General features: G+C 69.4%; 26 protein-coding genes. 10 read left to right on the top strand and 16 right to left on the bottom strand.

Translation table 11 applies throughout. The features are described from left to right. The first annotated feature begins 1 nt into the window (after position 1). Positions 2 to 847 (top strand): glycosyltransferase, encoded by an 846-nt coding sequence (locus KHC28_RS23135; protein WP_214010706.1) that lies wholly within the window; start codon positions 2 to 4, stop codon positions 845 to 847. A gap of 34 nt (positions 848 to 881) precedes the next feature. Here KHC28_RS23135 and hemF read toward each other — a convergent pair whose 3' ends face one another. Continuing rightward, entirely contained in the window at positions 882 to 1,742 is an 861-nt protein-coding gene (hemF, locus tag KHC28_RS23130; protein ID WP_246565156.1) for an oxygen-dependent coproporphyrinogen oxidase, read from the bottom strand. 349 nt (positions 1,743 to 2,091) lie between these two features. Here hemF and KHC28_RS23125 point away from each other — a divergent pair, with 349 nt between their 5' ends. After that, positions 2,092 to 3,966 carry an ABC transporter ATP-binding protein gene (locus tag KHC28_RS23125; protein ID WP_214010704.1) on the top strand — a complete coding sequence of 625 codons (1,875 nt, stop codon included), beginning with the start codon at positions 2,092 to 2,094 and terminating at the stop codon, positions 3,964 to 3,966. Between the two features lie 3 nt (positions 3,967 to 3,969). Here KHC28_RS23125 and KHC28_RS23120 read toward each other — a convergent pair whose 3' ends face one another. Then, complete coding sequence (locus tag KHC28_RS23120; protein WP_214010703.1) at positions 3,970 to 4,452, bottom strand: tRNA (cytidine(34)-2'-O)-methyltransferase; 483 nt, start codon at positions 4,450 to 4,452, stop codon at positions 3,970 to 3,972. 390 nt (positions 4,453 to 4,842) lie between these two features. On the opposite strand from KHC28_RS23120, the gene petA reads away from it, so the two are divergent. From petA to KHC28_RS28110, 3 genes are read left to right on the top strand one after another with little or no spacing between them, the layout of a single operon-like run. After that, the gene (gene petA / locus KHC28_RS23115; protein ID WP_214010702.1) at positions 4,843 to 5,403 is read left to right on the top strand and encodes a ubiquinol-cytochrome c reductase iron-sulfur subunit; all 561 of its coding nucleotides are present in this window, start codon (positions 4,843 to 4,845) and stop codon (positions 5,401 to 5,403) included. 24 nt (positions 5,404 to 5,427) lie between these two features. Then, positions 5,428 to 6,699: a cytochrome b gene (locus KHC28_RS28115; RefSeq protein WP_214010701.1), complete on the top strand. Its 1,272-nt coding sequence runs from the start codon at positions 5,428 to 5,430 to the stop codon at positions 6,697 to 6,699. Positions 6,700 to 6,713: 14 nt separating this feature from the next. After that, entirely contained in the window at positions 6,714 to 7,601 is an 888-nt protein-coding gene (locus tag KHC28_RS28110) for a cytochrome c1 (RefSeq protein WP_246565114.1), read from the top strand. A 354-nt stretch (positions 7,602 to 7,955) separates the two neighbouring features. Here KHC28_RS28110 and KHC28_RS23100 read toward each other — a convergent pair whose 3' ends face one another. The 13 genes from KHC28_RS23100 to lgt form a co-directional block, all read right to left on the bottom strand. Beyond that, positions 7,956 to 8,714 carry an endonuclease/exonuclease/phosphatase family protein gene (locus KHC28_RS23100; protein WP_214010700.1) on the bottom strand — a complete coding sequence of 253 codons (759 nt, stop codon included), beginning with the start codon at positions 8,712 to 8,714 and terminating at the stop codon, positions 7,956 to 7,958. Next, positions 8,711 to 9,187 carry a MaoC/PaaZ C-terminal domain-containing protein gene (locus KHC28_RS23095; RefSeq protein WP_214010698.1) on the bottom strand — a complete coding sequence of 159 codons (477 nt, stop codon included), beginning with the start codon at positions 9,185 to 9,187 and terminating at the stop codon, positions 8,711 to 8,713. The genes KHC28_RS23100 and KHC28_RS23095 overlap by 4 nt, the downstream gene beginning before the upstream one ends. Before the next feature lie 11 nt (positions 9,188 to 9,198). After that, positions 9,199 to 9,657, bottom strand: coding sequence for a MaoC family dehydratase (locus KHC28_RS23090; RefSeq protein ID WP_214010697.1), 459 nt, complete (start codon positions 9,655 to 9,657; stop codon positions 9,199 to 9,201). 419 nt (positions 9,658 to 10,076) lie between these two features. Then, the gene (ychF, locus tag KHC28_RS23085; protein WP_214010696.1) at positions 10,077 to 11,174 is read right to left on the bottom strand and encodes a redox-regulated ATPase YchF; all 1,098 of its coding nucleotides are present in this window, start codon (positions 11,172 to 11,174) and stop codon (positions 10,077 to 10,079) included. A gap of 89 nt (positions 11,175 to 11,263) precedes the next feature. Then, positions 11,264 to 11,878 carry an aminoacyl-tRNA hydrolase gene (gene pth, locus KHC28_RS23080; protein WP_214010695.1) on the bottom strand — a complete coding sequence of 205 codons (615 nt, stop codon included), beginning with the start codon at positions 11,876 to 11,878 and terminating at the stop codon, positions 11,264 to 11,266. Between the two features lie 136 nt (positions 11,879 to 12,014). Next, entirely contained in the window at positions 12,015 to 12,641 is a 627-nt protein-coding gene (locus tag KHC28_RS23075; RefSeq protein WP_214010694.1) for a 50S ribosomal protein L25/general stress protein Ctc, read from the bottom strand. A gap of 203 nt (positions 12,642 to 12,844) precedes the next feature. Next, positions 12,845 to 13,702 carry a hypothetical protein gene (locus KHC28_RS23070; RefSeq protein ID WP_214010693.1) on the bottom strand — a complete coding sequence of 286 codons (858 nt, stop codon included), beginning with the start codon at positions 13,700 to 13,702 and terminating at the stop codon, positions 12,845 to 12,847. Positions 13,703 to 13,827: 125 nt separating this feature from the next. After that, positions 13,828 to 14,781, bottom strand: coding sequence for a ribose-phosphate pyrophosphokinase (locus tag KHC28_RS23065; RefSeq protein ID WP_214010692.1), 954 nt, complete (start codon positions 14,779 to 14,781; stop codon positions 13,828 to 13,830). A 200-nt stretch (positions 14,782 to 14,981) separates the two neighbouring features. Further along, complete coding sequence (locus KHC28_RS23060) at positions 14,982 to 15,707, bottom strand: hypothetical protein (protein WP_214010691.1); 726 nt, start codon at positions 15,705 to 15,707, stop codon at positions 14,982 to 14,984. A gap of 95 nt (positions 15,708 to 15,802) precedes the next feature. Continuing rightward, positions 15,803 to 16,975 (bottom strand): M24 family metallopeptidase, encoded by a 1,173-nt coding sequence (locus tag KHC28_RS23055; protein WP_214010690.1) that lies wholly within the window; start codon positions 16,973 to 16,975, stop codon positions 15,803 to 15,805. A gap of 3 nt (positions 16,976 to 16,978) precedes the next feature. Further along, the gene (pgeF, locus tag KHC28_RS23050) at positions 16,979 to 17,743 is read right to left on the bottom strand and encodes a peptidoglycan editing factor PgeF (RefSeq protein ID WP_214010689.1); all 765 of its coding nucleotides are present in this window, start codon (positions 17,741 to 17,743) and stop codon (positions 16,979 to 16,981) included. Further along, positions 17,740 to 18,876 (bottom strand): class I SAM-dependent methyltransferase, encoded by a 1,137-nt coding sequence (locus tag KHC28_RS23045; RefSeq protein WP_214010688.1) that lies wholly within the window; start codon positions 18,874 to 18,876, stop codon positions 17,740 to 17,742. The genes pgeF and KHC28_RS23045 overlap by 4 nt, the downstream gene beginning before the upstream one ends. Next, the gene (lgt, locus tag KHC28_RS23040; RefSeq protein ID WP_214010687.1) at positions 18,873 to 19,727 is read right to left on the bottom strand and encodes a prolipoprotein diacylglyceryl transferase; all 855 of its coding nucleotides are present in this window, start codon (positions 19,725 to 19,727) and stop codon (positions 18,873 to 18,875) included. The genes KHC28_RS23045 and lgt overlap by 4 nt, the downstream gene beginning before the upstream one ends. 274 nt (positions 19,728 to 20,001) lie before the next feature. Here lgt and KHC28_RS23035 point away from each other — a divergent pair, with 274 nt between their 5' ends. From KHC28_RS23035 to KHC28_RS23015, 5 genes are all read left to right on the top strand, one after another. Then, positions 20,002 to 20,268, top strand: a complete 267-nt coding sequence (locus tag KHC28_RS23035) for an accessory factor UbiK family protein (RefSeq protein ID WP_214010686.1) — start codon at positions 20,002 to 20,004, stop codon at positions 20,266 to 20,268. Positions 20,269 to 20,500: 232 nt separating this feature from the next. Then, positions 20,501 to 20,998: a type III secretion system chaperone family protein gene (locus KHC28_RS23030; protein WP_214010685.1), complete on the top strand. Its 498-nt coding sequence runs from the start codon at positions 20,501 to 20,503 to the stop codon at positions 20,996 to 20,998. Between the two features lie 132 nt (positions 20,999 to 21,130). Further along, positions 21,131 to 21,955, top strand: a complete 825-nt coding sequence (proC, locus tag KHC28_RS23025) for a pyrroline-5-carboxylate reductase (RefSeq protein WP_214010684.1) — start codon at positions 21,131 to 21,133, stop codon at positions 21,953 to 21,955. Between the two features lie 38 nt (positions 21,956 to 21,993). Then, positions 21,994 to 22,347 (top strand): tRNA-binding protein, encoded by a 354-nt coding sequence (locus KHC28_RS23020; RefSeq protein WP_214010683.1) that lies wholly within the window; start codon positions 21,994 to 21,996, stop codon positions 22,345 to 22,347. 7 nt (positions 22,348 to 22,354) lie between these two features. Beyond that, the gene (locus KHC28_RS23015) at positions 22,355 to 22,978 is read left to right on the top strand and encodes a LysE family translocator (protein WP_214010682.1); all 624 of its coding nucleotides are present in this window, start codon (positions 22,355 to 22,357) and stop codon (positions 22,976 to 22,978) included. Between the two features lie 6 nt (positions 22,979 to 22,984). Here the strand turns inward: KHC28_RS23015 and KHC28_RS23010 are convergent, their stop codons facing one another. Then, the gene (locus tag KHC28_RS23010; protein WP_214010901.1) at positions 22,985 to 24,373 is read right to left on the bottom strand and encodes an ATP-binding protein; all 1,389 of its coding nucleotides are present in this window, start codon (positions 24,371 to 24,373) and stop codon (positions 22,985 to 22,987) included. Positions 24,374 to 24,386: the final 13 nt, after the last annotated feature.

The following is a 24,386-nucleotide window of genomic DNA, read 5'->3' as shown; positions in this document are numbered from 1 at the left end:
CATGTCGATGACCTTCGTCGGGATTACGCGGTTCAGCGTCGTCACCCGCGATTCGCTTGGCTGGTTCCGGTCCACCCGCGATCTGACCGTGGAAGAGGCCAAGCAGCAGCTCTTCGAAGGCAGCCGCATCAAGTCCCGCCTGCACATGTTCCGGCGCTTCGCCCTGCCGAGCTATGTGGCGATGACCAAGCGGCCGCGCTCCTATGCGCTGATCGTGATCAATGACGACCTGCCGCCCTATGCCCGCCGGCGGTTGGACGAGATGCTCGCGCCCCATCCCCGGATCCGCCTCGTCACGATCGGTCGGGGGCAGAGTTTCCGGTCGAAGCCGCGCCAGGTGTCGATCGAGCTGGCGGAGGGCGGGCGGCTCTATTCCTATCGCCTCGACGACGACGACGCGCTGTCGCCGGCCTATTTCGACGTGATCGCGCCGCGCCTCGATGCGCTCGCCGACCGCACGGTGGTGTCGGCCATCGATGGCCTGACCATCGCGCCGGAACCGGACGAGGTGATCAACCTGCGATCCTGCCGGCACAAATACAACGCGCAGGGAATGGGCGTGGTGAGCGGGCCCGACGACTATCTGACCGCCTTCAGCCTGGGCAGCCATATGCGGGTGAACACGCGCTTCCCGGTCGATCTCGTCACCACCGGCCGGCCGGTCTGGCTGCGCACGCGGCATGCCTCCAACGACAGTCCCGGCCGGCTCGGCGCCCAGCCGGTCTCCCTCGGGCTGCCCGAGGCCCTCGTCCGGCTCAAGGCGGACTTCCCCTTCCTCAACGAGGCGGCGATGCGGGCCCTGTACATGCCGCTCGCGGCGTCCGAGCCCGAGGCGGCAGCCAGCTAGTCCGGCCGGCCTCCGGGCCACATGTCGCGGCCGTTCACGGCCACTTCACCACCGGCGGCATCGAGGACAGGATCGATTCGACATTGCCGCCGGTCTTCAGCCCGAACACCGTTCCACGGTCGTGCAGCAGGTTGAACTCGACATAGCGGCCGCGGCGGACCAGCTGTTCCTCGCGCTCGGCCTCGGTCCACGGGGTGGCGAGGTTGGCGCGCACCAAGCGCGGATAGATGTCGAGGAAGGCGAGCCCGACCTCGCGGGTGAAGGCGAAGTCGGCGTCTCGGTCGCCTGAGTCCAGCCAATCGTAGAAGATGCCGCCGATGCCGCGCGGCTCCTTGCGGTGCGGCAGCCAGAAATACTCGTCGCACCACGCCTTCAGCCGGCCGTGGTCGGCGACCGCATGGGCGTCGCAGGCCGCCTGCATCGCCGCGTGGAAGGCGAGGGCGTCGGAATCCTCCTGCGCGCGGCGGCGGTCGAGCACCGGGGTGAGGTCGGCGCCGCCGCCGAACCAGGCCCGCGAGGTGACGACGAAGCGGGTGTTCATGTGCACCGCCGGCACGTGCGGGTTCGCCAGATGGGCGATCAGAGAAATGCCGGTGGCGTGGAAGCGCGGATCGGCCTCGGCGCCGGGGATCTGCTTGCGGAATTCCGGGGCGAACTCGCCGAACACGGTGGAGCAGTGCACGCCGACCTTCTCGAACAGCCGGCCGCGCATCATCGACATGATCCCGCCGCCGCCGCCGGCGCCGGTGTGATCGGTGCGGGTCCAGGGCGTGCGGACGAAGCGGCCGGGGGCGCCGGGATAGAGCGCAGCGGGCGCCTCGTCCTCCAGTGCCTCGAAGGCGGCGCAGATGCGGTCGCGCAGTCCTTCGAACCAGTCGCGGGCCGCCGTCTTCATCGGCTCGACGCGCGCCGGGTCGAGCGGCGTGCCAGGGGCGTTGCGGGCGGCGTCGGCGATGGTCGAGGCGGACATGAGCGGGCTTCCTCTCTGCGCCGACGCTTCTAGCGCCGCCGACCCCGTGGCGACAAGCGATGCGCGAGGGGCAGGACCGCGACACGCATCGAGGCTCACGATACAGAGGGTTGCGATGCGGAGGCTTCGAGGCGGAGGCTGCGACGCGCGAGGGGTGGGCCGGCGACACGCGATGGTGGCTGGCGCGCGCGGCGCGACTCGTGTCTGTTCACCGTCCGTTCGCGCATCCCCCTCCGACATACTACCGCCGCAACAAGGGCGGAAAAGGCTGCTCATGCTGACGCGCCTGCTCACCTGGTTCGAGAACCGCCTCGATCCCTTCCGTCCCATGCCGCTCGCCCGGCCCCCCGAGGGGCTGTGGGCGTTCTATTGGCATTTCGTGCGGCAGGGCGGGCCGATCTTCATCGCCGCGCTCGGGGCGGCGTTCCTCGTCGCCATCGTCGAGGTGTCGCTGTTCCGCTATGTCGGGCAGATCGTCGACCTGCTGCAGTCCTCCTCGCCGGGCGCCATCTTCACCGACCATGGCGGGCTGCTGCTTTGGATGGGCTTCGTGGTGATGATCGCCCGCCCGGCGACGCAGGCGCTGCACGACTTCCTGGTGCGGCAGTCGATCAACGCCAATTTCTCCAGCCTGATCCGCTGGCAGTCCTATCGCTGGGTGGTGCGCCAGAGCCTCGGCTACTTCCAGAGCGACTTCGCCGGGCGCATCGCCACGCGGGTGCTGCAGGCCGGGCCGTCGCTGCGCGGCTCGGTGGTCGAGGTGATCGACGCGCTCTGGTACGTCTCGGTCTATGCGATCAGCGCGGTGATCCTGTTCGCCGAGGCCGACTGGCGGCTCGCGGTGCCGATCATCGCCTGGATCGCGCTCTACATCCTGTCGCTGTCCTACTTCATCCCGCGGGTGCGGGCGCTCTCCAAGGCGATGTCGGAGACCAACTCCGCGCTGACCGGACGGATCGTCGACAGCTACACCAACATCATGACGGTGAAGCTGTTCGCCCATGCCGACCGCGAGGACGCCTATGTCCGCGAGGCGACCGGCGCGCATAACGACGCCTTCCTGCGCCAGCAGCGGCAGATCACCGCCATGGCGATGAGCGTCAGCTGGCTGAACTCGCTGATGCTCGGCGCCATCGGCGGGCTCGGCGTGTGGCTGTGGTCGACCGGGGCGATCAATCTCGGCGCCATCGCGCTGTCGACCGGCCTCGCCATCCGCATCACCAACATGTCCGGCTGGATCATGTGGGTGGTGACCGGCGTGTTCGAGAATGTCGGCACGGTGCAGGAAGCGATCCTCACCATCGCCCGGCCGCACACGGTGGTCGATCGGGAGAACGCCCCGGCGCTGGCGGTGCCGCGCGGCGAGATCCGCTTCGACAATGTCAGCTTCCACTACGGTAAGGGCTCGGGCGTGATCGAGGGGCTCGACCTCGCGGTGAAGCCGGGCGAGCGCATCGGCCTCGTCGGCCCGTCCGGGGCGGGCAAGTCGACGCTGATGAACCTCCTGCTGCGCTTCTACGACCTCGAGGGCGGGCGCATCGTGATCGACGGCCAGGACATTGCCGGCGTGACGCAGGAGAGCCTGCGCGGCCATGTCGGCGTGGTGACGCAGGACACCTCGCTGATGCACCGCTCGGTGCGCGACAATATCCGCTACGGGCGGCCGGACGCCGACGAGCCGGCGATCTGGCAGGCGGCGCGGCGGGCGCATGCGGCGGAGTTCATCGAGGTGCTGGCCGACCCGCAGGGGCGGCGAGGCCTCGACGCGCAGGTTGGCGAGCGCGGCGTGAAGCTGTCCGGCGGCCAGCGCCAGCGCATCGCCATCGCGCGGGTGCTGTTGAAGGACGCGCCGATCCTGGTGCTGGACGAGGCCACCTCGGCGCTCGATTCGGAGATCGAGGCGGCGATCCAGGCCAATCTCGACGAGCTGATGCAGGGCAAGACGGTGATCGCCATCGCCCACCGGCTCTCCACCATCGCGCGGATGGACCGCTTGGTGGTGATGGACCATGGCCGCATCGTCGAGACCGGCACCCATGCCGAGCTGATCGCCCGCGGCGGGCTCTATGCGCGGCTGTGGCAGCGCCAGTCCGGCGGCTTCATCGACCGCGAGCAGGACGAGGCGCAGAAGGACGTGGCGGCGGAGTGACCCTCAGCCCGCCGCGTCGCCGGGCGTGGGGAAGGCCCCGAGCTGGCGCAGAGCCTCTCCGGCGATCATCGCGCCGGCCACTGCCACATTGAGCGAGCGCGCGCCCGCCGCCAGCGGGATGAGCAGGCGCGCATCCGCTGCGTCGTGCACCACCTCCGGCACGCCGGCGCTCTCGCGGCCGAGCAGCAGCACATCCCCCGCCGCGAATCGGAAATCGACATAGGGCTGCGCCGCGCGGGTGCTGGCGAGGACGAGGCGCGCCCCCTGTTCGGCCCGCCAGACCTCGAAGGCGGCGAAGCTGGCATGGCGGCGGATCGCCGCACGGTCGAGATAGTCCATGCCGGCGCGGCGGAAGCCGGCATCGCCCACCGGGAAGCCGGCGGGCTCGACGATGTGCAGCTCGAGGCCGAGACAGGCGCTTAGCCGGGCCAGGGTGCCGGCATTCTGGGCGATGTCGGGCTGGTAGAGGGCGAGGTGGATCGGCATGGGCGCGGTTCGGGGGCGGTTCGCGGGAGGATCCTGACCAAGCGTCGCCGGTAACGGCGGGATTGTGGCGGCATCATGGCATTCGCGCGGCCTTTTCGCCCGGGGGGCGGGGCGGACTGCCGCACTGCCGTCATCTGGACAAGGCGCCGGTAGGGTGCAATTAGAGGCAGTCGAAGGTAAGCCGACCGCGCGGGCGGCGGCATCGGCGTTGCGTCACGTTGGGGCGGTGACGTTGCGGTCGGTGTCGACGGCGCCGGGTGTCGGCAGCATCAGGTGTCGACGGCATCAGGTGTCGACGCTTGGGATTGCGGCGGCAATCGTCGCGGCGGCGGCAAGCCGTTGGGATGGGCCGTGCATCGTTCGATGGGCGTGAGGGGAAAGGAAACACTCGTGGCATCAACCGAAACGGCGGAAACCACGCGCCGCGACTTCCTCTACATCGCGACCGGCGCCATGGGCGCGGTCGGGGCCGCCGCCATGGTGTGGCCCTTCATCTCGCAATTGCAGCCGGACGCCTCGGTGCTGGCGCTGTCCTCCACCGAGGTCGACCTCGGCCAGATCCAGGAAGGCCAGATCGTCACCGTGAAGTGGCGCGGCAAGCCGGTCTTCGTGTGGAACCGCACGCCCAAGGACATCGAGGAAGCCAAGGCGGTGCAGCTCGGCCAGCTGCTCGACCCGGTCGCCCGCAACGCCAACCTGCCGGCCGACGCCCCCGCCACCGACGCCAACCGCGCCGCCAAGGACCAGGAGAAGTGGCTGGTCGTCATCGGCATCTGCACCCATCTCGGCTGCGTCCCGATCGGCCATATGGGCGAGTATGACGGCTGGTTCTGCCCGTGCCACGGCTCGGAATACGACAGCGCCGGCCGGGTGCGCCGCGGCCCGGCGCCCGAGAACCTCGCCATTCCGCCGTATCATTTCGTGTCCGACACGAAGATCTCCATCGGCTGAGCCGAGCATCCGGGAAAGAGACAGATGAGCGGACACGCAACGTTCGAGCCGAAGAACCCGGCGCTGAAGTGGTTCGAGAGCCGGCTCCCCCTGGTCGGCCTGATCCATTCCTCCTTCGTCGCCTATCCCACGCCGCGCAACCTGAACTACTGGTGGACCTTCGGCGGCATCCTGTCGCTGATGCTGGTCTGCCAGATCGTCTCGGGCGTCGTGCTGGTGATGCACTACACCCCGCATGTGACGCTCGCCTTCGACTCGGTCGAGCACATCATGCGCGACGTCTCCTATGGCTGGCTGATCCGCTACATCCACGCCAACGGCGCCTCGATGTTCTTCATCGCGGTGTACATCCACATGTTCCGCGGCCTGTATTACGGGTCCTACAAGGCGCCGCGCGAGGTGCTGTGGATCCTCGGCTGCATCATCTACCTCCTGATGATGGCCACCGCCTTCATGGGCTACGTGCTGCCGTGGGGCCAGATGAGCTTCTGGGGCGCCACCGTCATCACCAACCTGTTCTCGGCCTTCCCGGTGGTCGGCCCGACCATCGTCGAGTGGCTGTGGGGCGGCTTCGCGGTCGACAACCCGACGCTGAACCGCTTCTTCTCGCTGCACTATCTGCTGCCCTTCATGATCGCCGGCGTCGTCGTGCTGCACGTCTGGGCGCTGCACGTGGTCGGCCAGAACAACCCGACCGGCGTCGAGCCGAAGACCCCGAAGGACACCGTGCCCTTCACGCCCTACGCGACCATCAAGGATTCGCTGGGCATGGTGGTGTTCCTGATCTTCTTCTCGTGGTTCCTGTTCTACATCCCGAACTATCTCGGCCACGCCGACAACTACATCCCGGCCAACCCGCTGGTGACGCCGGCCCACATCGTGCCGGAATGGTACTACCTGCCGTTCTACGCGATGCTGCGCGCCATTCCCTCGAAGCTCGGCGGCGTGCTGACCATGTTCAGCGCCATCATCGTGCTGTTCTTCGTGCCGTGGCTGGATACCTCGAAGGTGCGCTCGGGCGTCTACCGCCCGCTGTTCAAGCAGTTCTTCTGGATCTGGGTGGCGGTGTGCATCGGGCTCGGCTGGCTCGGCGCCAAGCCGGCCGAGGGTGGCTACATCATCGCCGGCCGCATCCTCACCTTCTGGTACTTCGCGCACTTCCTGATCATCCTGCCGCTGCTCGGCCTGTTCGAGAAGCCGAAGGCGGTGCCGGCCTCGATCACCGAGTCGGTGCTGGGCAAGAAGGGCAGCGCGCCTGCTTCCGTCGGCGCCCAGGCGCCGCAGACCAAGGGCTGAGCGGGAACCGAACGATGAACAAGCTGATGTCCTCGCTCTCCTCGATCGCCCCCCTGGCGCTGCGGCGCGGCCTGATCGGCGCCGCCGTCGCCGGTGCCCTCGTGCTCGCGGGCGGCCTCGCCCCGGCGAGCGCCCAGGAGCATGGCGGCACCAAGCCGCACCGCGAAAGCTGGAGCTTCGCCGGCCCGTTCGGCAAGTATGACCGCGCGCAGCTGCAGCGCGGCTTCCAGGTGTTCAAGGAGGTCTGCTCTTCCTGCCACTCGGCGCATCTCCTCGCCTTCCGCAACCTCGCCCAGCCGGGCGGGCCGCAGTTCAGCGAAGAGCAGGCCAAGGTGGTGGCCGAGGGCTACCAGATCCAGGACGGGCCGAACGACGCCGGCGACATGTTCGACCGTCCCGGCCGGCTGTCCGACCACTGGCCCTCGCCGTTCCCGAACGAGCAGGCGGCGCGCGCCTCCAATGGCGGCGCCTACCCGCCGGACTTCTCGACGCTCGCCAAGGCGCGCACCTATGAGGTCGGCTTCCCCGGCTTCCTGATCGACATCTTCACCCAGTATCAGGAGCAGGGGCCGGACTACATCCACGCGCTGCTGAACGGATATGTCGATCCGCCGGAAGGCGTCACCGTGCCGGAAGGCGCGCATTACAACGCCTATTTCCCTGGTCACGCCATCAAGATGCCGCAGCCGATCTCGGCCGACCAGGTGACCTATACCGACGGCACGCCGCAGACGGTCGACCAGTATTCGCGCGACGTCACTGCCTTCATGATGTGGGTGGCCGAGCCGCATCTCGAGGCGCGCAAGCGCATCGGCTTCCAGGTGATGGTCTTCCTGATCATCTTCGCCGGGCTGCTCTACTTCACCAAGAAGAAGGTGTGGAAGGCCGTCCACGACCACTGAGCGTCGGCGCCTGAGGCCATCTCCACCTACCTGTTGAAGGGCCCCTTGCGGGGCCCTTCTGCATTTGGGGCTGGGCGACGGATGGGCCGGATGGCGGCGGGAGGGGAGATCGTGCGGCGGCAGGCGGCGGCGGAAGCATGGCGGGGTGCGCGGAGAGCGGGAACGGCGGAGCTGTCCGGCCGGCCCGGAGAACGTGTCAGGTGACGCTGTGCCCCGGGGGAGCGGAGGTGGATCGGGGAGGGGGGATGGCGCCCATCCTGTCAGGGCCTTTGGCTCCAGAGCCGCGCCGGGCGATCGAGCACCCTCAGGCGGCTGTCATCGTGATGAGCGGCCGATGACGTTGCGGTCGGCCGCTTAGTCGTCGCCGCCCGATGCAGGGCGGGCGAGGCGGATCAGCAGGCCGGTATGGTCGGAGATGCGGCCGCCATCCGCCAGCGCGTTGGGCAGTGCCGCGATGCCGCGCGTTGCAAGATCGGCTGTCGTCGCCAGATGGTCGATGGACGGGCGTTCCAGGCCGGCGATCTCGCCGGCGGTGGCGACCTCGAGCGTCGGCCCCAGTGCTTCCGCGAGGGTCGTGGCGACGTCCCTCGGCGCGCGCCGGCGCGGGATGGCCTGGTTGAAGTCGCCGAGCAACAGCGTGTCGGCCTGTGGCGGCTGCTCGGCCAACCAGTGGCCGAGCGCGCGCAGATAGCGGCGATGATCCTCCCAGGGGGCCCGGTCGCGTCGGCCATTGCCGACATGCGCCATCGACCAGGGAATGCAGACGCCGATGACGGCGAGCCGGCCGAGCGGTGTCGCGGTCACTCCGCGCACGAAGCGGCCGGACGGCAGGTCGGGATGGCCGAGCGCGTCCACCTGTTCCCAGGGATGCCGGCTCCACAGCAGCACCTTGCGGCGACCGGGCTTCATCGGCATGCCGTAGTAGGGATCGGAAGCGATGACGTGGCCGCCGACCGGCAGGTCGAGCGACGTCTCGGTGAGGCAGGCGATATCGGGCGCATGCCGGGCGAGGAGGTCGCGTATCACCGCGCCGGCGGGCGAGGCCGGGCGGCGCCAGGCGACGTTCCACAGCAGCACGCCGAGCTCGCCGTCGTCGCCGGGTAGTGGGCTCACGCCTCGACGCGCTCGACGAAGACGCAGTCGTCGAGCGCGAAGACCTCGCGGCCATGCTGGTCGGTGCCGGTCTCGTGGGTGAAGACCAGCCCCCATTCCGGGCGGCTGGCGCTCGGCTTCTTGGAGGTGATCTCGCTCACGAAGGTGACGGTGTCGCCGGCGAGCACCGGGCGCAGCCATTTCATGTTCTTGAAGCCGGGGGAGGGGCCGATGCGCGGCACCCGCTTGCCCTGGCCGCGCAGCTCGGCGTGATGGCGGGCGATCGCCTGGGCGCGCAGCCGAGCGGCGATGGCGGCGGTGTGCCAGCCGGACGCGGCGAGGCCGCCGAAATGCATGCGCGCGCCCACCACCGCATCGAGATGGAAGGGCTGCGGATCGAAGGTGCGGGCGAAGGAGATGATCTCCTCGGCGAAGAAGCTGTGCGAGCCGAGCGGGGTGGAGGTGCCGACGAGAATGTCCTCGAAGAAATCCATACGCGCCTCCCTCACGCCGGCCGGAAGCCGGGATTGCGCCGGCCGAACATGATCGGACCGGCGAGCTCGAAGACCGGCCGGCCCTCGGCGTCGAGCAACTCCAGCTTGAGCTTGACGATGCCCATGTCCGGCCGGCTCTTGGAGGAGCGGGTCTCCAGAACGTGGCGGCGCAGCTTCAGCACCATGCCGGGACGGACAGGCGCCAGGAAGCGCACCTCGTCTATGCCCGGCGAGCCGAGGCAATCGGCATTGGCGAGCAGGCCGTCCACCAGCAGCCGCATGGCGATGGAGCAGATGTGCCAGCCCGAGGCGCACAGCCCGCCGACCGCGCTCGCCTCGGCGGCGGCATCGTCGAGATGCAGCGGATTGGGATCGTATTTCAGCGCGAAGGCGACGATTTCTTCGCGGCCGACCACATAGCGCCCGCTGACCGCGACGTGTCCCTCGTGGAAGTCTTCCCAGAAGAGCATCGACGCTCCGCTCCGTTACGCGACTCTCGCCTTTATGACAGGCGACGGGCGCGCCGAGGTCAAGCCGGTCCAGCGAAAACAGCCATGCAACGCAACGTCACATCGCGGCCGGCGCCGCTCCGCGTGCCGGTCCGGTCCTCGCGGCGATGGGGAGCGCCTGTGGGGAGGGGGAGAGCCGGCAGGGGGCGAGTGGCAGAGGCCGGGCGGCACGGTCTCGACGTGGCCGGCGCTGGTCGCTAGCCGGTCGGTGTGCCGAGGGACGCGAGCGCGACATTGCCGCAGGGCTTCCCGTCGTGCCGTAACGGCGGATAGGTGCCTCGTAGGGGGAGGGACGGGCGGGGCTGCCGCAGCCCGTCGCTGACCGAAGCGCGGCGGAGTGCAACGCCCTCGCCGCGCCGATGCCGGATGAGGCCGTCGTCTCAGTTGGCGAAGCGGAAATGCAGCACGTCGCCATCGGCGACGACGTATTCCTTGCCTTCCAGCCGCAGCCGACCGGCGTCGCGGGCACCGGCCTCGCCCTTGCCCTTGACGTAGTCGTCATAGGCGATGGTCTCGGCGCGGATGAAGCCCTTCTCGAAATCCGAGTGGATGACGCCCGCCGCCGCCGGCGCCTTGGTGCCGGCGGTGATGGTCCAGGCGCGGGCTTCCTTGGGGCCGACGGTGAAATAGGTCACCAGCTTCAGCAATTCATAGCCGGTGCGGATGATGCGGTTGAGGCCGGGTTCGTCGAGGTCGATGGCCTCGAGATAGTCCTTCTGCTCCTCGGCGGGCAGCACGGCGATCTCGCTCTCGATCTTGGCCGAGACCACCACCGCCTTGGCGCCTTCCTCGGCGGCGCGGCCGAACACTTCCGCCGACAGCGCATTGCCGGCCTTGGCCGAGGCCTCCTCAACGTTGCAGACGTAAAGCACTGGCTTGGACGACAGCAGGCCGAGCATGCGGAAGGCCTTCTCCTCCTCCGGCTTGACGTCGACCAGGCGGGCCGGCTTGCCGTCGCGCAGCAGCACGAGGGCGCGGTTCATCAGCTCAAGCTGTTCCTTGGCATCCTTGTCGCCGCCCTTGGCCTTCTTCTCCAGCGCGCCGGCGCGCTTCTCCAGGCTGTCGAGATCGGCCAGCATCAGCTCGGTCTCGATGGTGTCGATGTCGGAGATGGGCGCGAGCTTGCCCTCGACATGGGTGACGTCGGAATCCTCGAAGCAGCGCACCACATGGGCGATGGCGTCGCATTCGCGGATATTGGCGAGGAACTGGTTGCCGAGGCCTTCACCCTTCGAGGCGCCGCGCACCAGCCCGGCAATGTCGACGAAGGTCAGCCGGGTCGGGATGATCTGCGCCGAGGAGGCGATCCCGGCCAGCGTGTCGAGGCGCGGGTCCGGCACCGCGACGTCGCCGACATTCGGCTCGATGGTGCAGAACGGGTAGTTCGCCGCCTGCGCCGCCGCCGTCTGCGTCAGCGCGTTGAAGAGGGTCGACTTGCCGACGTTCGGCAGGCCGACGATGCCGCATTTGAAGCCCATGGTGCTCTGCTCTTTAAGGATCTGGTCTGGTTGCCGACGTGGTTAGGCAAGGCGGGGCGCCAGCGCAAGCCCGGCAACCGCCCCGGCGGTCATTTCGCCGCCGCTGCGCCCGGCGGCCTGACCGCGCCGAAGCCCTGCGCCTCGAGGAACAGATGCAGCCGGCTCTGGAACTCGTCGAGCCGGTGGGCGAGCAGCAGCTCGGCGCAATCGGCGCAGCCATCGGCCACCGCCTCCACCCAGGAGCGCTCCGACTTGGCGAAATCGCCGAGCACGAAGGGCATGACCAGGTTCTTGTCGCCGGGATGGCCGATGCCGAGCCGCACCCGGCCGTAGTCGTTGCCGCTATGGGCGGTGATCGAGCGCAGGCCGTTATGCCCGGCATTGCCGCCGCCGAACTTGGCGCGCACCTTGGCGGGCGGCAGGTCGAGCTCGTCGTGGAAGACGAAGATGTCCTTCAGCTCGATCTTGTAGAAGCGCTGCGCCTCGGCGACCGCGCGGCCGCTCTCGTTCATATAGGTCTCGGGCAGCAAGGCGAGCACCTTCTGCCCGGCGATCTCGCCCTCGCAGGCCGCGCCCTGGAAGCGGCGGCGCCACGGCGAGAAGCGATGGCGGCGGGCGATGGCGTCCACCACCATGAAGCCGATATTGTGCCGGTTGCCGGCATATTTCGGCCCGGGATTTCCGAGCCCGGCGAAGAGGAACATTCCTGGCCTCGTACCGCTGACGATCAAGCTGCGTGCGCGCGTCCTGAAACGCAAAGGAGCCGGAAGCAGGCTTCCGGCTCCAGATCTGCCTATCGCGCTTTCATCACGCGACGATGCAAGGGGCTGTCCCGGCCGATCAGGCCTTGGGAGCCGCCGCGGCCGCGGCCGCCGCAGCTTCGTCGGCCTCGGCTTCCTTGAGGCCCGACGGCGCCACCACGGTGGCCAGCGTGTCGTCGCCATGGCCGGCCCAGGTGACGCCCGCCGGCAGCTGCACCGACGACAGGTGGATGGACGCGCCCAGGGCGTAGCTGGACACGTCGACCTCGATCGCCTCGGGGATGGCGTCGGCGGGGACGTTCAGCTCCACGGAGTGGCTGACGATGTTCAGCGTCGCGCCCTGCTTGAAGGCCGGGGCGGTGTCGACGTTGAGGAAGTGCACGGGCACGTCGACGGTGAGGCTGGCGCCGACGGCGACGCGCAGGAAGTCGACATGCAGCGGCTGGTCCTTGACCACGTCCAGCTGGTAGTCGCGCGGGATCACGCGGTGCTTCTCGCCATCCACCTCGACGCTGAACAGCGTGGTGAGGAAGTGGCCCGCATAGATGGTGCGGGTGATCTCGGTGTAATCGAGGGTGATGCCGACGGGGGCCTTCCCGTCGCCATAGATCACGGCGGGCACGCGACCGGCGCGACGCTCGGCACGGGCGGCCCCCTTGCCGCTCTTCGTGCGGGCCTGCGCCTTCAGTTCCTTGATGGCGGTCATGGCTTGAATTCCTTGGTTTGCAAAAGGAGAGGGCCGCTCGCGCGGCCCGGTCCCTTCAGGCTGGGTCTGGTGGTGCCGCAGCGCGCCTCCAGGGGTGCGGAATGGCTACGGCGAGCGGGTCAATAGCAGCAAAAGCCTTCTGCGGCAATGCCGCGTGTCGCGTGAGGCGGTCGAAGCGTGGGGCCGGGGAGCCGGCCGGGGGCTCAGAACTTGCCGAGCACGCCGGCCTTCACCACGCCACTGGCGTCCGAATCCATCGGCGCGGAGCGCTGCACCGAGATGAAGCGCTCATAGCTGCCCATCGGCGCGCGCAATTCGACGCCGGTATTGACGGTGGAGGAACTGTCCATCTCCACCGTGGCGCCGAGCTTGTCGCCCTTGCCGAGGCCGAGGCTGTCCAGCGGCACGCTGTAGGTGCTGCCAACCGTGTAGCCGTCATAGACCGACGGGCTGCCGGTGGAGGCCGAGGCGCCGAGCTGGCTGGTGCCATAGACCGACAGATTGTCCATGGAGTAGCCGACGCGGCCCTTTACCTCGCCGCTGCCGCTGCCGGTCTGCCGGTTGGTGAGCGAGGAGACCGGGGCGCTCGCCGACATGCTGGTGGACACGCCGATGCTGACCGGCCCCCGATCGACGAACTGCACGCTGGTCGGCAATTTGGAGCCCTTCGGCGCCGCCACCGACTTGCGCGCCGGCAGAAGCTGGTTCGGCGCGGGCTTCTCGGGTTCGGGCTGCGGCTCGCCACCGAGGCCAAGCTCGATGGATTCGTAGAGCGATGGCGGCCAGTGGCCGGCCGGTGCGTCGGCGATCGCTGGCGCGGCCGGCTCGGGTATGTCGGCCGGGCGTGGCGGCGGAACCGCCGGTGCGTCAGCGGTGTCGGGTTCCGGCGCGGGGGTGACGATGACGGTGACGCCGGCCCAGGGGTTGACCGGATCATAGGGCAGCGGGCCGCCCATGGACTGGGCGAAGGCGGCAGCGGGCAGCAAGGCGGCAAAGACCCCGGCGCCGGCAAGGAATGGCAGGCGAGTCGGCCTATGGCCGCGCAAGAAGGCGCGTAGCATCGGGTCGTCCCGTTCGATTCGACGAGCCCGTTCTATGCAGCCGAAAAGTGGACGCACGATGGCGCAGCGCACGCGAGAGCGTGCGTTGCGGTAAGGGAGGGTCGGAAGGCCCGAAAAAAAGCGCCTCAGTTGAACAGGCTGGAGACGCTTTCCTCGTGCGCGGTGCGCCCGATCGCCTCGGCCAGCAGGCTGGCGATGGAGATGACGCGGATGTTGCGCGCCACCCGGACCGCCTCGGTCGGCTGGATGGAATCGGTGATCACTAGCTCCTTGAGGTTGGAGGCGGTGACGCGCGCCACCGCGCCGCCGGAGAGCACGCCGTGGCTGATATAGGCGTGCACCTCGGTGGCGCCGCGCTCCAAGAGCGCATCGGCGGCGTTCACCAGCGTGCCGCCGGAATCGATGATGTCGTCGACGAGAATGCAGCGCTTGCCCTTCACGTCGCCGATGACGTTCATCACTTCGCTCTCGCCCGGCCGCTCGCGACGCTTGTCGACGATGGCGAGCTGGGCGTCGATGCGCTTGGCCAGCGCGCGGGCGCGCACCACGCCGCCGACGTCCGGCGACACCACGGTGATGTCGTTGAGGTCGAAGCGCGACTTCACGTCCTGCACCATCACCGGCGCGGCGAAGAGGTTGTCAGTCGGGATGTCGAAGAAGCCCTGGATCTGGCCGGCATGCAGGTCGACGGTCAGCACGCGGTCGGCACCGGCATGGGTGATCAGGTTGGCGACCAGCTTGGCGGAGATCGGCGTGCGGCCGGAAGAGCGGCGGTCCTGCCGCGCATAGCCGAAATAGGGCAGCACCGCGGTGATGCGGCGGGCGGAGGAGCGGCGCAGCGCATCGATGATGATGAGCAGCTCCATCAGATGGTCGTTGGTCGGGAACGAGGTCGACTGCAGGACGAACACATCCTTGCCGCGCACATTCTCCTGGATCTCGACGAAGATCTCCATATCGGCGAAACGCCGGACCACCGCCCTGCTGAGCGGGGTGGAGAGATAGGCGCCGATCGCTTCGGCGAGGGGGCGGTTGCTGTTGCCCGCGACCAGTTTGATCGACCCGTTATTGCTGGACATTCCGGCACGCGCTCCAAGCCGTAAATTCACCGCGTAAGATCACTTCGCGGCCGTCGCACGACCGTCGCGAGGCTCTGATAGGCGGGCCGGCCTGCCCTGTAAAGCCTCACCGGCACAGGATTTGAGCAAGGCATGCACCAAAATCGCAGCTCGGCGGCGCGGTCGGCACCCCGTGGGCGGACGCGCTGCCGTACCGGCAATCAGTGGCTCGCGGTGAGGGCGAGGGTCGAGGACGGCTCGGGCGCCGGGGCCTCGCCGCCGGCATCGGCGATCGGCGGGCCGTCATCGGTCCGAACCGGCTCGTAGGGATCCTCCGCCGCCGCCGGCTCGGCGGTCTCGGCCGGCGCGCTTACAGGCTTGCGCGGCGCCGTCGGGTTCTGCGCGAGGCGGGAGGTGATCTCGGAGAGGCTCTGGGAGGCGATGCGATCCAGCATGGCCTGATCGACATTGGCCCAGACGTCGCCGCCGGAGCCGGTCTGCTCGACGCCGGAGACGCGCAGCACCCGCTCGCGGTCCTGGTCGTAGACGTCCCATGCCCAATCGACGCTGCCCTTGCCGTTCTCGACGACGGCGAGCAGGTAGCCGCGTACGCGATAGGGGGCGTTGCTGTCGCGCGAGGCCACCGGGATGCGCTGGGCGCCGGCCTCGGCGGACAGGCTGGAGACCAGCTTGTCGAATACCGGTTCCGGCGGGCCATCGATGGATTCGAAGGCGAGGGCGCGGGGGGCGGCAGAGCGCGAGGCCACTGCGCGGGAAGAGGAGGACGGGGCAGCGGAGGTCTGCACGGACGCGCCGTCCGGGCCCGTGGCGCTCGCGACCGGCTTGTTGGCTCCGCCGGTCTGGCAGGCCGCCAGGCCGAGGGCGACGACGGTGGCCGCCGCTGCCGGTGCGAACTGGCGAAGTCGCCGGCCGAGCTGTTCGATCATCAAGCGCCGTCCCCTTGAGGGCCGGTCGCTGCGCGTGTCCGTGCCGAATCAGACCGGCGCGGCCGCGCCGTCGCCGGCACATCCGGGGCAAATCGTTAACGGTTATTAACGATGAGGTCCAGAGGGGCGCCCGTTAACGGCTCGTTACCGTTAACGGTGACCAGATAGGTCCGGCCGAGGCACATGGCCGTCTCGCTGGCGCTGTCCATCAGGATCATGTGGGCGAACATCACCATGCCCGGCTCCAGCACCCAGGGATTGGCCTCGTAGAACATCGGCGGGTCCATCCAGGAGGGAGTGAACTTGGCGCCCAGCGAATAGCCGCAGGCGGCCAGCCGGTGCTCGGCGAGGCCGTGGCCGTCCATCACCTCGCTATGGGCGGCGAACACCTCGCCGGCGGTGCGGCCGGGGACGATGTGGCGCGCGCAGGCCTCCAGCGCCAGCCTCGCGGCGTTGAACAGGTCGATATGACGGTCATAGGGCTCGCCGACCAGCACGGTCTCCATCATCGCCGCATGGTAGCGGCGGTAGGCGCCGGCCCATTCGAGGGTGATCTGGTCGCGGGCGTCGAGGCGGCGTCGGCCGGACTTGTAGCGGCAGAGCAGGGCGTCGCGGGCGGAGCCGATGATGAATTCGTTGCCGGGATAGTCGCCGCCGCCCTTGAAGACGGCGCCCTGCATGGCGGCGAGTACCTCGCCCTCGTCGACGCCGGGGGCGACCAGCTCGATGGCGGCCTGCCGGGCGTCGAGCGCCAGCTGGCCGGCCTTGCGGACGTAGAAGATCTCCTCTTCCGACTTCACGGCGCGCAGATAGTCGACGAGGCCGGAGGTGTCGGACAGCACGGCGAAGCCGTCGAAGGCAGCGTCGAGCTTGCGGCCATTGGCGGCGGTGAGGCCGTAGCTGTCATATTCGACGCCGATGCGGGGGGAGGGGCGGCCGACCTCTGAGCCCGCGAGGTCGGCGACCATGTCGCGCAATTGCTGCTGCGGGGTCGAATGGGCGGAATCGCGCCAGACGCGGATATCCTCGATCAGCGAGGTATGCTGCGCCTGCCTGAGGTCCGCCGAGCGGGTGAGCAGGGCGATCCGGCCGTCGATGCCGAGCCACAGCGACTGGAAGAAGCAGAAGCCGAACGTGTCGTAGCCGGTGAGCCAGTACATCGATTCCTGCTGGAACATCAGCATTCCGTCGAGCTGGCGCTCGGCCATCTCCGCCAGCAGGCGGTTCTTGCGGCGCGCAAATTCCAGGGCGGTGAAATGCAGGCTCATGGCTCAGGGCACCAGGGTGATGGCGGCGATCAGCCGGCCGTAATCGGGCTCGCCGCGATGGGTGGCGCGACGATAGGAATAGAAGCGGTCGGCGTCGGAATAGGTGTCGAGGCCGAGATCGTCGACGGTGCCGACGCCGAGGCGGGTGAGCCGGGCGGCGATGTAGCCGGGCAGGTCGAACATGGCGTGGCCGTCCCGCTCGGACGGCGCGAGGAAGCGGGCATTGCCGGCGTCGAGGGCGGTGAGGTTGGCGACGAATTCCGGGCCGACCTCGTAGCTCGGCTGGCGGATCAGCGGGCCGATGGCGGCGACGACGCGCTCGCGCCGGGCGCCGAGTTCCTCCATGCGGGCGAGGGTCGCATCCAGCACGCCGCCGACCGCGCCCTTCCAGCCGGCATGGGCGGCGCCGACGACGCCGGCCTGCGCATCCGCAAACAGCACCGGGCCGCAATCGGCGATGGCGACGCCGACGGCGATGCCGGGCGTATCGGTCGCCACGGCGTCGGCCTTGGGGCGCTCCTGCCACGGCACGCGGGCGACGAGGCAATCCGGCGAGTGGATCTGCCAGCAGGTGAGCAGGTGCGTTGCCGGCACGCCGAGCGCTCCGGCCATGCGGGCGCGGTTCTCGACGACGTTCTCCGGCACGTCGTTGGAGCCGGTGCCGCCGTTGAGACCGGCATAGATGCCCTCCGACACGCCGCCCTCGCGGGTGAAGAAGGCGTGGCGGATGCCGGGCAGCGCCTTGAGCGCGGGGGATTCGACCTTCATGCGGAACCTCCGAATTCGTCTTCCGGCGCGAATCCCGCCGGGGCGCCAAGCGCAGGATGCACCAGCGCGAGCGCCTTGAAGAGGGTGCCCATCTCGTTCTCGCCGGTGCCGGCGAGGCGGCGCGCGGCGGCATCGACGGCGGCTGCCGCTTCCGGCGCGGCGTTGCGCTTCAGCCGCTCCGCGCGGGCATGGAGGCCGAGCCGTTCCAGCAGGATGCCCTGACCGATGGGGCCAAAGGCGCGCGCGCCGTGGCGTCGCGCGGCGCTGGCCAGGGCGGCAAAATCGACATGGGCGGTGAGGTCGGCCTCGCCGGGATGGGCGAGCGGCGGATCATAGGCATGGGCGCGCAGCGCCTGCAGCGTGTCGCCAAAGCCGCCGGCGGGCTCATTCGCGCCGGCATGTCCGTAGTCGACGAACAGCGCCGCACCGCCGTCACGGGCAAGGCGGGCGCCGAGATGGGCGGCGATGCTCTGGCCGAGCGGGCAGATTTCCAGCAGGGCACCGGGCGGGGCGGCGAGCAGCCGGCGCTCGTCGGCGGTGTCGAGGCGGGCGCCGGGGCGCAGGCCGAAGGCGAGGGCGTCCTCGGCATCGAGCCCGACCATGCGCTCGGCGATGCCCTCCGGCGTGCGGACGAACTGGCGGATCGGCAGCGCGTCGACGAGTTCATTGGCGACGAGGACGAGCGGCCCGGCCGGCAGGTCCTCGACGCGGTCGGCCCATTCGACCGCGTGGCCGGGGAGCGCCGCTTTCTGGATCTCGCGCAGGCGGGGCGAGGCCTCGACCAGCACGAGGCGGGCGGCGTCGAGGAAGCCGGGGACGATGCGGGTGGCGCGCAGGGCATCGGCCATCAGCGTGCCGCGGCCGGGACCGAGCTCGGCGAACACGAAGGAGGAGGGCGCGCCGAAGCGCATCCATGTGTCGGCGGCCCACAGCCCGATCAGTTCGCCGAACATCTGGCTGATCTCCGGCGCGGTGACGAAGTCGCCTTGGCTGCCGAAGGGCTCGCGGGTGGAGTAGTAGCCATGGTGCGGATGGAACAGGCATTCGGCCATGTAATCGGCGACGGTCAGCGGGCCGTCGGCGGCGATGCGGGCGGCGAGCTTCGGGACGAGCGGGGTCGGCGCCTCGCTCATGCGCGGGCGCGCTGGTTCAGCGGCGGGCGGCGCGCCGAATGCCAGGCGAGCCAGGCGCCGAACAGCACCATGGGCAGCGACAGCAGCATGCCCATGGTCAGCCAGCCACCATAGAGATAGCCGAGCTGGGCATCGGGCTCGCGGACGAACTCCACGATGATGCGCGAGACGCCGTAGAGCATGACGAACAGGCCACCGACGATGCCCGGCCGGGCCAGCGCCTTATAGGCATGGATGGCGATCTGCAGGACGACGAAGATGATGACGCCTTCCAGCGCCGCCTCGTAGAGCTGGCTGGGATGGCGCGGCTCCGGGCCGCCGGTCGGGAACACCATGGCCCAGGGCACGTCGGTGACCCGGCCCCACAGCTCGCCATTGATGAAATTGGCGAGGCGGCCAAGAAACAGGCCGATCGGCACTACCGCGGCGGCGATGTCCAGCATCGACATCAGCGGCAGGCCGCGGCGGCGGCAGAACAGCGCCATGGCGAGGATGGAGCCTAGGAAGCCGCCATGAAACGACATGCCGCCGTGCCAGACGGTGAGCGCCTCCATGGGGTGGGACGCGTAATAGGGCAGGTTGTAGAACAGCACATAGCCGATGCGCCCGCCGAGGATGACGCCGAACGCCACCCACACCACGGCATCGTCGAACTCCTCCGGCGCGATGGCCGCCTTGCCGCCCCACAAGGCCGGCGTGGCGCAGAGCTTCTTGGCCAGCCACCAGCCCAGCAGCAGGCCGGCGACATAGGCGAGCGCGTACCAGCGGATCGCGAAGGGACCGAGCTGGACCAGCACCGGATCGATGGCCGGGAAGGGAAGGGCGAGGAGCGGCGGCGTCGCGATCAGCATGAAGTGTCCGGACTCGGGGACCCGTGGCGGCGCGACCGGCCGCGACACGACTCGCACGGCTCCGGCACCGTCACGGTCTTGCCCCCCTCGCGTGACAGGATCAAGGCCGGCGATGCGACGTCGAGACCGGCGAACGGTGCGGACGCCGCCAAGGCTTGCCGGACAATGGCCTCCCGACATGTGGAACACGGGCGAGACGGCGGCCGCGCCCTTGCGGTGTGGGGCCTTGCGCCCCATTGTTCATTGAGAGGCGTCAAGCCGGGAGAGAAGTGACATGACCCAGACCACGAGCCGCATCTTTGATGACTTCGCGAAGCTGATGAACGATGCCGCCGGCGTCGCCACCGGCGTGCGGCGCGAGGCCGAGACGGTGATGCGCGCCCAGGCCGAGCGCATCCTGCGCGAGCTCGACGTGGTGACGCGCGAGGAGTTCGACACGGTGAAGGACCTCGCCGCCGCCGCCCGCGAGGAGAACGAGGCGCTTGAAGCGCGCATCGCCGCGCTGGAAGCCCGGCTCGCCAAGCTCGAAACCCCCGAGTGAGGGCGCTGTGGACGCCGGGCCACCATGCTTGCGGCGCCCGGCGAATCCCTGACACCTTACTAGCTATTGGCCGTCGAGAGGCGGTCACCCACGAACGGTCGTAGCGAGGTACGGATTCAGCGCGATATAGTCGGATCACGGCGATTCGTTCTCAGGACGAGAGAGCCGCCGCCTGATAGTCGCGTTGCGTGCGTTCGACCCCCTCCCGCGTCCCAGCCTCGCGAGGTCGAGCATGACCTATACCGATTTCGAAGCCGACACCCGGGCCAACCCGCTCGATCTCGTCGAGCGGATGGCCGCGCTGAACGAATGGTCGTTCGAGCGTTCCGCCGAGGACGAGATCACCATCTCGGTGGAGGGGCGGTGGACCGATTGCCACGTCTCCTTCCAGTGGATGGACGAGGTGGAGGCGCTGCACATCGCCTGCGCCTTCGACCTCAAGGTCCCGGAGAAGCGCAAGAACGAGGTGCTGCGCCTGCTCTCGCTGATCAACGAGCAGATGTGGGTCGGTCATTTCGATCTGTGGTCGAAGGAGGGCGTGATCATGTTCCGCCACGCGCTGCTGCTCGCCGGCGCCGAGGCGACCGACCGCCAGTGCGAAGTGCTGATGGAAGTCGCGGTGGAGGCGGTGGAGCGCTATTTCCCGGCGTTCCAGTTCGTGGTCTGGGCCGGCAAGTCGGCGCGCGAGGCGATGGACGCCACGCTGTTCGAGACCATCGGCGAGGCGTAGCCTAGCGGCATCCCGCCGTCGGCGCGTAACGGCGGCGGGGCGGGCCGCGAGGACGGGGCAGCATCCCGCGCGCGAATCCGCTAAACCGTCGCGCGATACCGCTCGGGCGGTGCAGAGGTGCGAGGCGAAGCGATGGCAGTTCTTTCCGATATTCCCGGCCGGGTCCTGCTGGTGGGCGCCGGCAAGATGGGCGGCGCCATGCTCGAAGGCTGGGTCGGCCTCGGGCTGGAGCCGGCGCGCATCGCGGTGCTCGATCCCGGCCCGCCACCGGAAGTGGCCGCCATGCTGGAAGCGCGCGGCGTGGCGCTGAACCCGCTCAATGGCGGCGTGCCGGCGGTGATGCTGCTCGCCGTGAAGCCGCAGGTGGCTCCGGACGTGCTCGCCAAGGTGCAGCCGCTCGCCGGGCCGGACACGCTGGTGGTCTCGGTGATGGCGGGGCGCACGCTGGCCTTCCTCGAAAGCCATTTCGCGCCGGGCACGGCGGTGGTGCGCTCGATCCCCAATACCCCGGCGGCGATCGGGCGCGGCGTGACGGTGGCGGTGCCGAACGGCTCCGTCTCGCCCGAGCAGATGCGCATCGCCGATGCGCTGCTCAAGGCCACCGGCGGCTGCGAATGGGTGGAGCGCGAGGAACTGATCGACGTCGCCACCGCGGTGTCGGGCTCCGGGCCGGCCTATGTGTTCCTGCTCGCCGAGGCGCTGGCGGAGGCGGGTGCCCGGGCCGGGCTGCCGGCCGACATGGCCGATCGGCTGGCGCGCGCCACCGTCGCCGGTGCCGGCGAGCTGATCGCCCGCACCGGCATCGACCCGGCGCAACTGCGCAAGAACGTCACCTCGCCGAACGGCACCACGGCGGCGGCGCTGGCGGTGCTGATGGACGAAGCGAAGGGGTTCGGCCCGTTGCTCACCGAGGCGGTCGCCGCCGCTGCCCGCCGCTCGCGCGAGCTGGCGGGCTGAACCCGCCGCCGCCACGATCGATCCCGAGGGAGGACGTCATGAGCCTTGCACCCGCCGCGACCATCGACATCGGCGATTTCCTGAAGGTCGACGTCCGGGTCGGCACCATCATCCAGGCCGAGGCCTTCCCGGAGGCGCGCAAGCCGGCGCTGAAGCTGATCATCGACTTCGGCCCGCATGTCGGGGTGAGGAAGTCCACGGCGCAGATCACCGTGCACTATGCGCCGGAGGATCTCGTCGGCCGGCAGGTGGCGGCGGTGGTGAACTTCCCGCCGCGCCAGATCGGGCCGGTCATGTCGGAGGTGCTGACCCTCGGCTTCCCGGACGAGAACGGCGCGGTGGTGCTATTCGCCCCCGATCGCGAGGTGCCGAACGGCGCCCGGCTGTTCTGAGGCCGGCATGCCCCCGGCGGAGGTGCTGCTCGCCTTCCTCGCCGCCGCGGCGATCTACGCCTATGTGCCCGGCCCGGCCATGCTCTACGCCTCGGCGCAGACATTGGCGCGCGGCCGGCGTGCCGGGCTGATGGCGGCGCTGGGCATCCATCTCGGCGGCTATGCGCATGTGATCGCCGCATCGCTCGGGCTTTCCGTGCTGTTCGAGGCGGTGCCGCCGCTCTATCTGGCGGTGAAGCTCGCCGGCGCCGCCTATCTCGTCTGGCTCGGCCTGCGGATGATGTTCCGGCGCGAGACGGCAGACGGGGTGGTCCCGGAAGCCTCGGGGCGGCGGGCCTTCCTGCAGAGCGTGACCGTCGAGGTGCTCAACCCCAAGACGGCGATCTTCTTTCTCGCCTTTCTGCCGCAGTTCACCGATGCGGCCGCCGCCTTTCCGTTGTGGCTGCAATTGCTGGTGCTCGGCACGGCGGTCAACCTCATGTTCACCTCGGCCGACCTCGTCTGCGTGGGACTGGCGGGCGCGATCACGCGGCGGTTGAGCCGGTCCGGCCGGCTGCGGGCCTGGGCGGGGCGGATCGGCGGCACACTGCTGATCGGGCTCGGCGCCCGCCTCGCCTTGCAGCGCGGCTGAGAGGCTTCACACCGGAATGCGGATGGTCGCCCGCAGCCCGCCGAGCGGGCTGTCGCCGAGCGTGACGTCGCCGCCATGCGCGCGCGCCGCGTCGCGCGCGATGGTGAGGCCGAGGCCGGACCCGCCGGCATCCTGGTTGCGCGCCTCGTCCAGCCGGAAGAACGGCCGGAACACTTCCTCGCGCCGCTCCGGCGGGATGCCCGGCCCGTCATCGTCCACCGCGACGATCAGCCAGCGCTCGGCGCGGGTGCCGTTGATGTCGATGCGGCCGGCATAGCGCCAGCCATTGGCGACGAGATTGGCGAGGCAGCGGCGGAAGGCATCCGGCCGCAGTGTCACCATCGGGTCGCCGGCGAAGGAGCTGGCGACGGCGGCGCCATGGCGCTCGCCATTGACGCGGGCTTCCTCGATGAGGCGGGCGATGTCGGTGAGCACCGGCGGTTCGCCCATGTCGTCGCGCGCGAAGGCGAGATAGGCCTCGAGCATGCTCTGCAGCTCGTCGACATCCTTGCGCAGCGCCTCGGTCTCCCGCTCGTCCATGAAGGCGAGTTCCAGCTTGAAGCGGGTGAGGATGGTGCGCATGTCGTGGCTGACGCCGGCCAGCATGGTGGTGCGCTGCTCGATCTGCCGCTCGATGCGCCGCCGCATCTCCAGGAAGGCCAGCGCCGCGCCGCGCACCTCGCGGGCGCCGCGTGGCCGGAAGCCGGTGACGTCGCGGCCCTTGCCAAAGGCGATGGCGGCGTCGGCCAACGCCTCGATCGGCTTGATCTGGTTGCGCAGGAACAGGATGGCGACCGCCAGCAGCACCAGCGAGGTGCCGACCATCCACACCAGGAAGATGTGCGAGTTCGACAGATAGGCCTGGCTGCGGCGGGCGAAGATCCGCATTACCATGTCGTCGAACTGGATGCGCACCTCGATGAGGCTGGAATTGCCGACCGTGTCGGTCCAGAACGGCCGGCGCAGCCGCTTGCTCAACTCGCCGGTGAAGTTGGAATCGAGGATCGAGAAGAACGGCTTCGGCCCCGGCGGCGGCAGGTGCTCGTCCGGCAGGAAGTCGACCGACAGGCCCATGGTCGACTGGGCGATCTGCCGCACGCGCTCGCGGCCCTCCGCGGTGGGGAAGGCGACGGCGAGGTCGGCGACGGCGGAGATGTCCTGCGACACCGCGGCGGAGAGCCGCCGGGTGACGGTGTTGTAGTGGCGCTCCATGAACACGAAGGCCAGAACCGATTGCAGGATCACCATCGGCGTGACGATGATGATCAGCGAGCGGGCATAGAGCCCCTTCGGCATGACCCGGTTGAACCACGAGCCGAAGCGGGCGTTGCTCTCGCGCATGCGGGCATTGGCGCCGCACAGGGCACCCCAGGCGGAATGGGCGCTGCCGGGCATGACCCGGCTGATG

Source organism: Ancylobacter sonchi (assembly GCF_018390695.1).
In the GTDB taxonomy this organism is placed as follows: Bacteria; Pseudomonadota; Alphaproteobacteria; order Rhizobiales; family Xanthobacteraceae; genus Ancylobacter; species Ancylobacter sonchi.
Note: the sequence above shows the minus strand (reverse complement) of the source record. Positions and strands in the feature narration are given on the sequence as shown.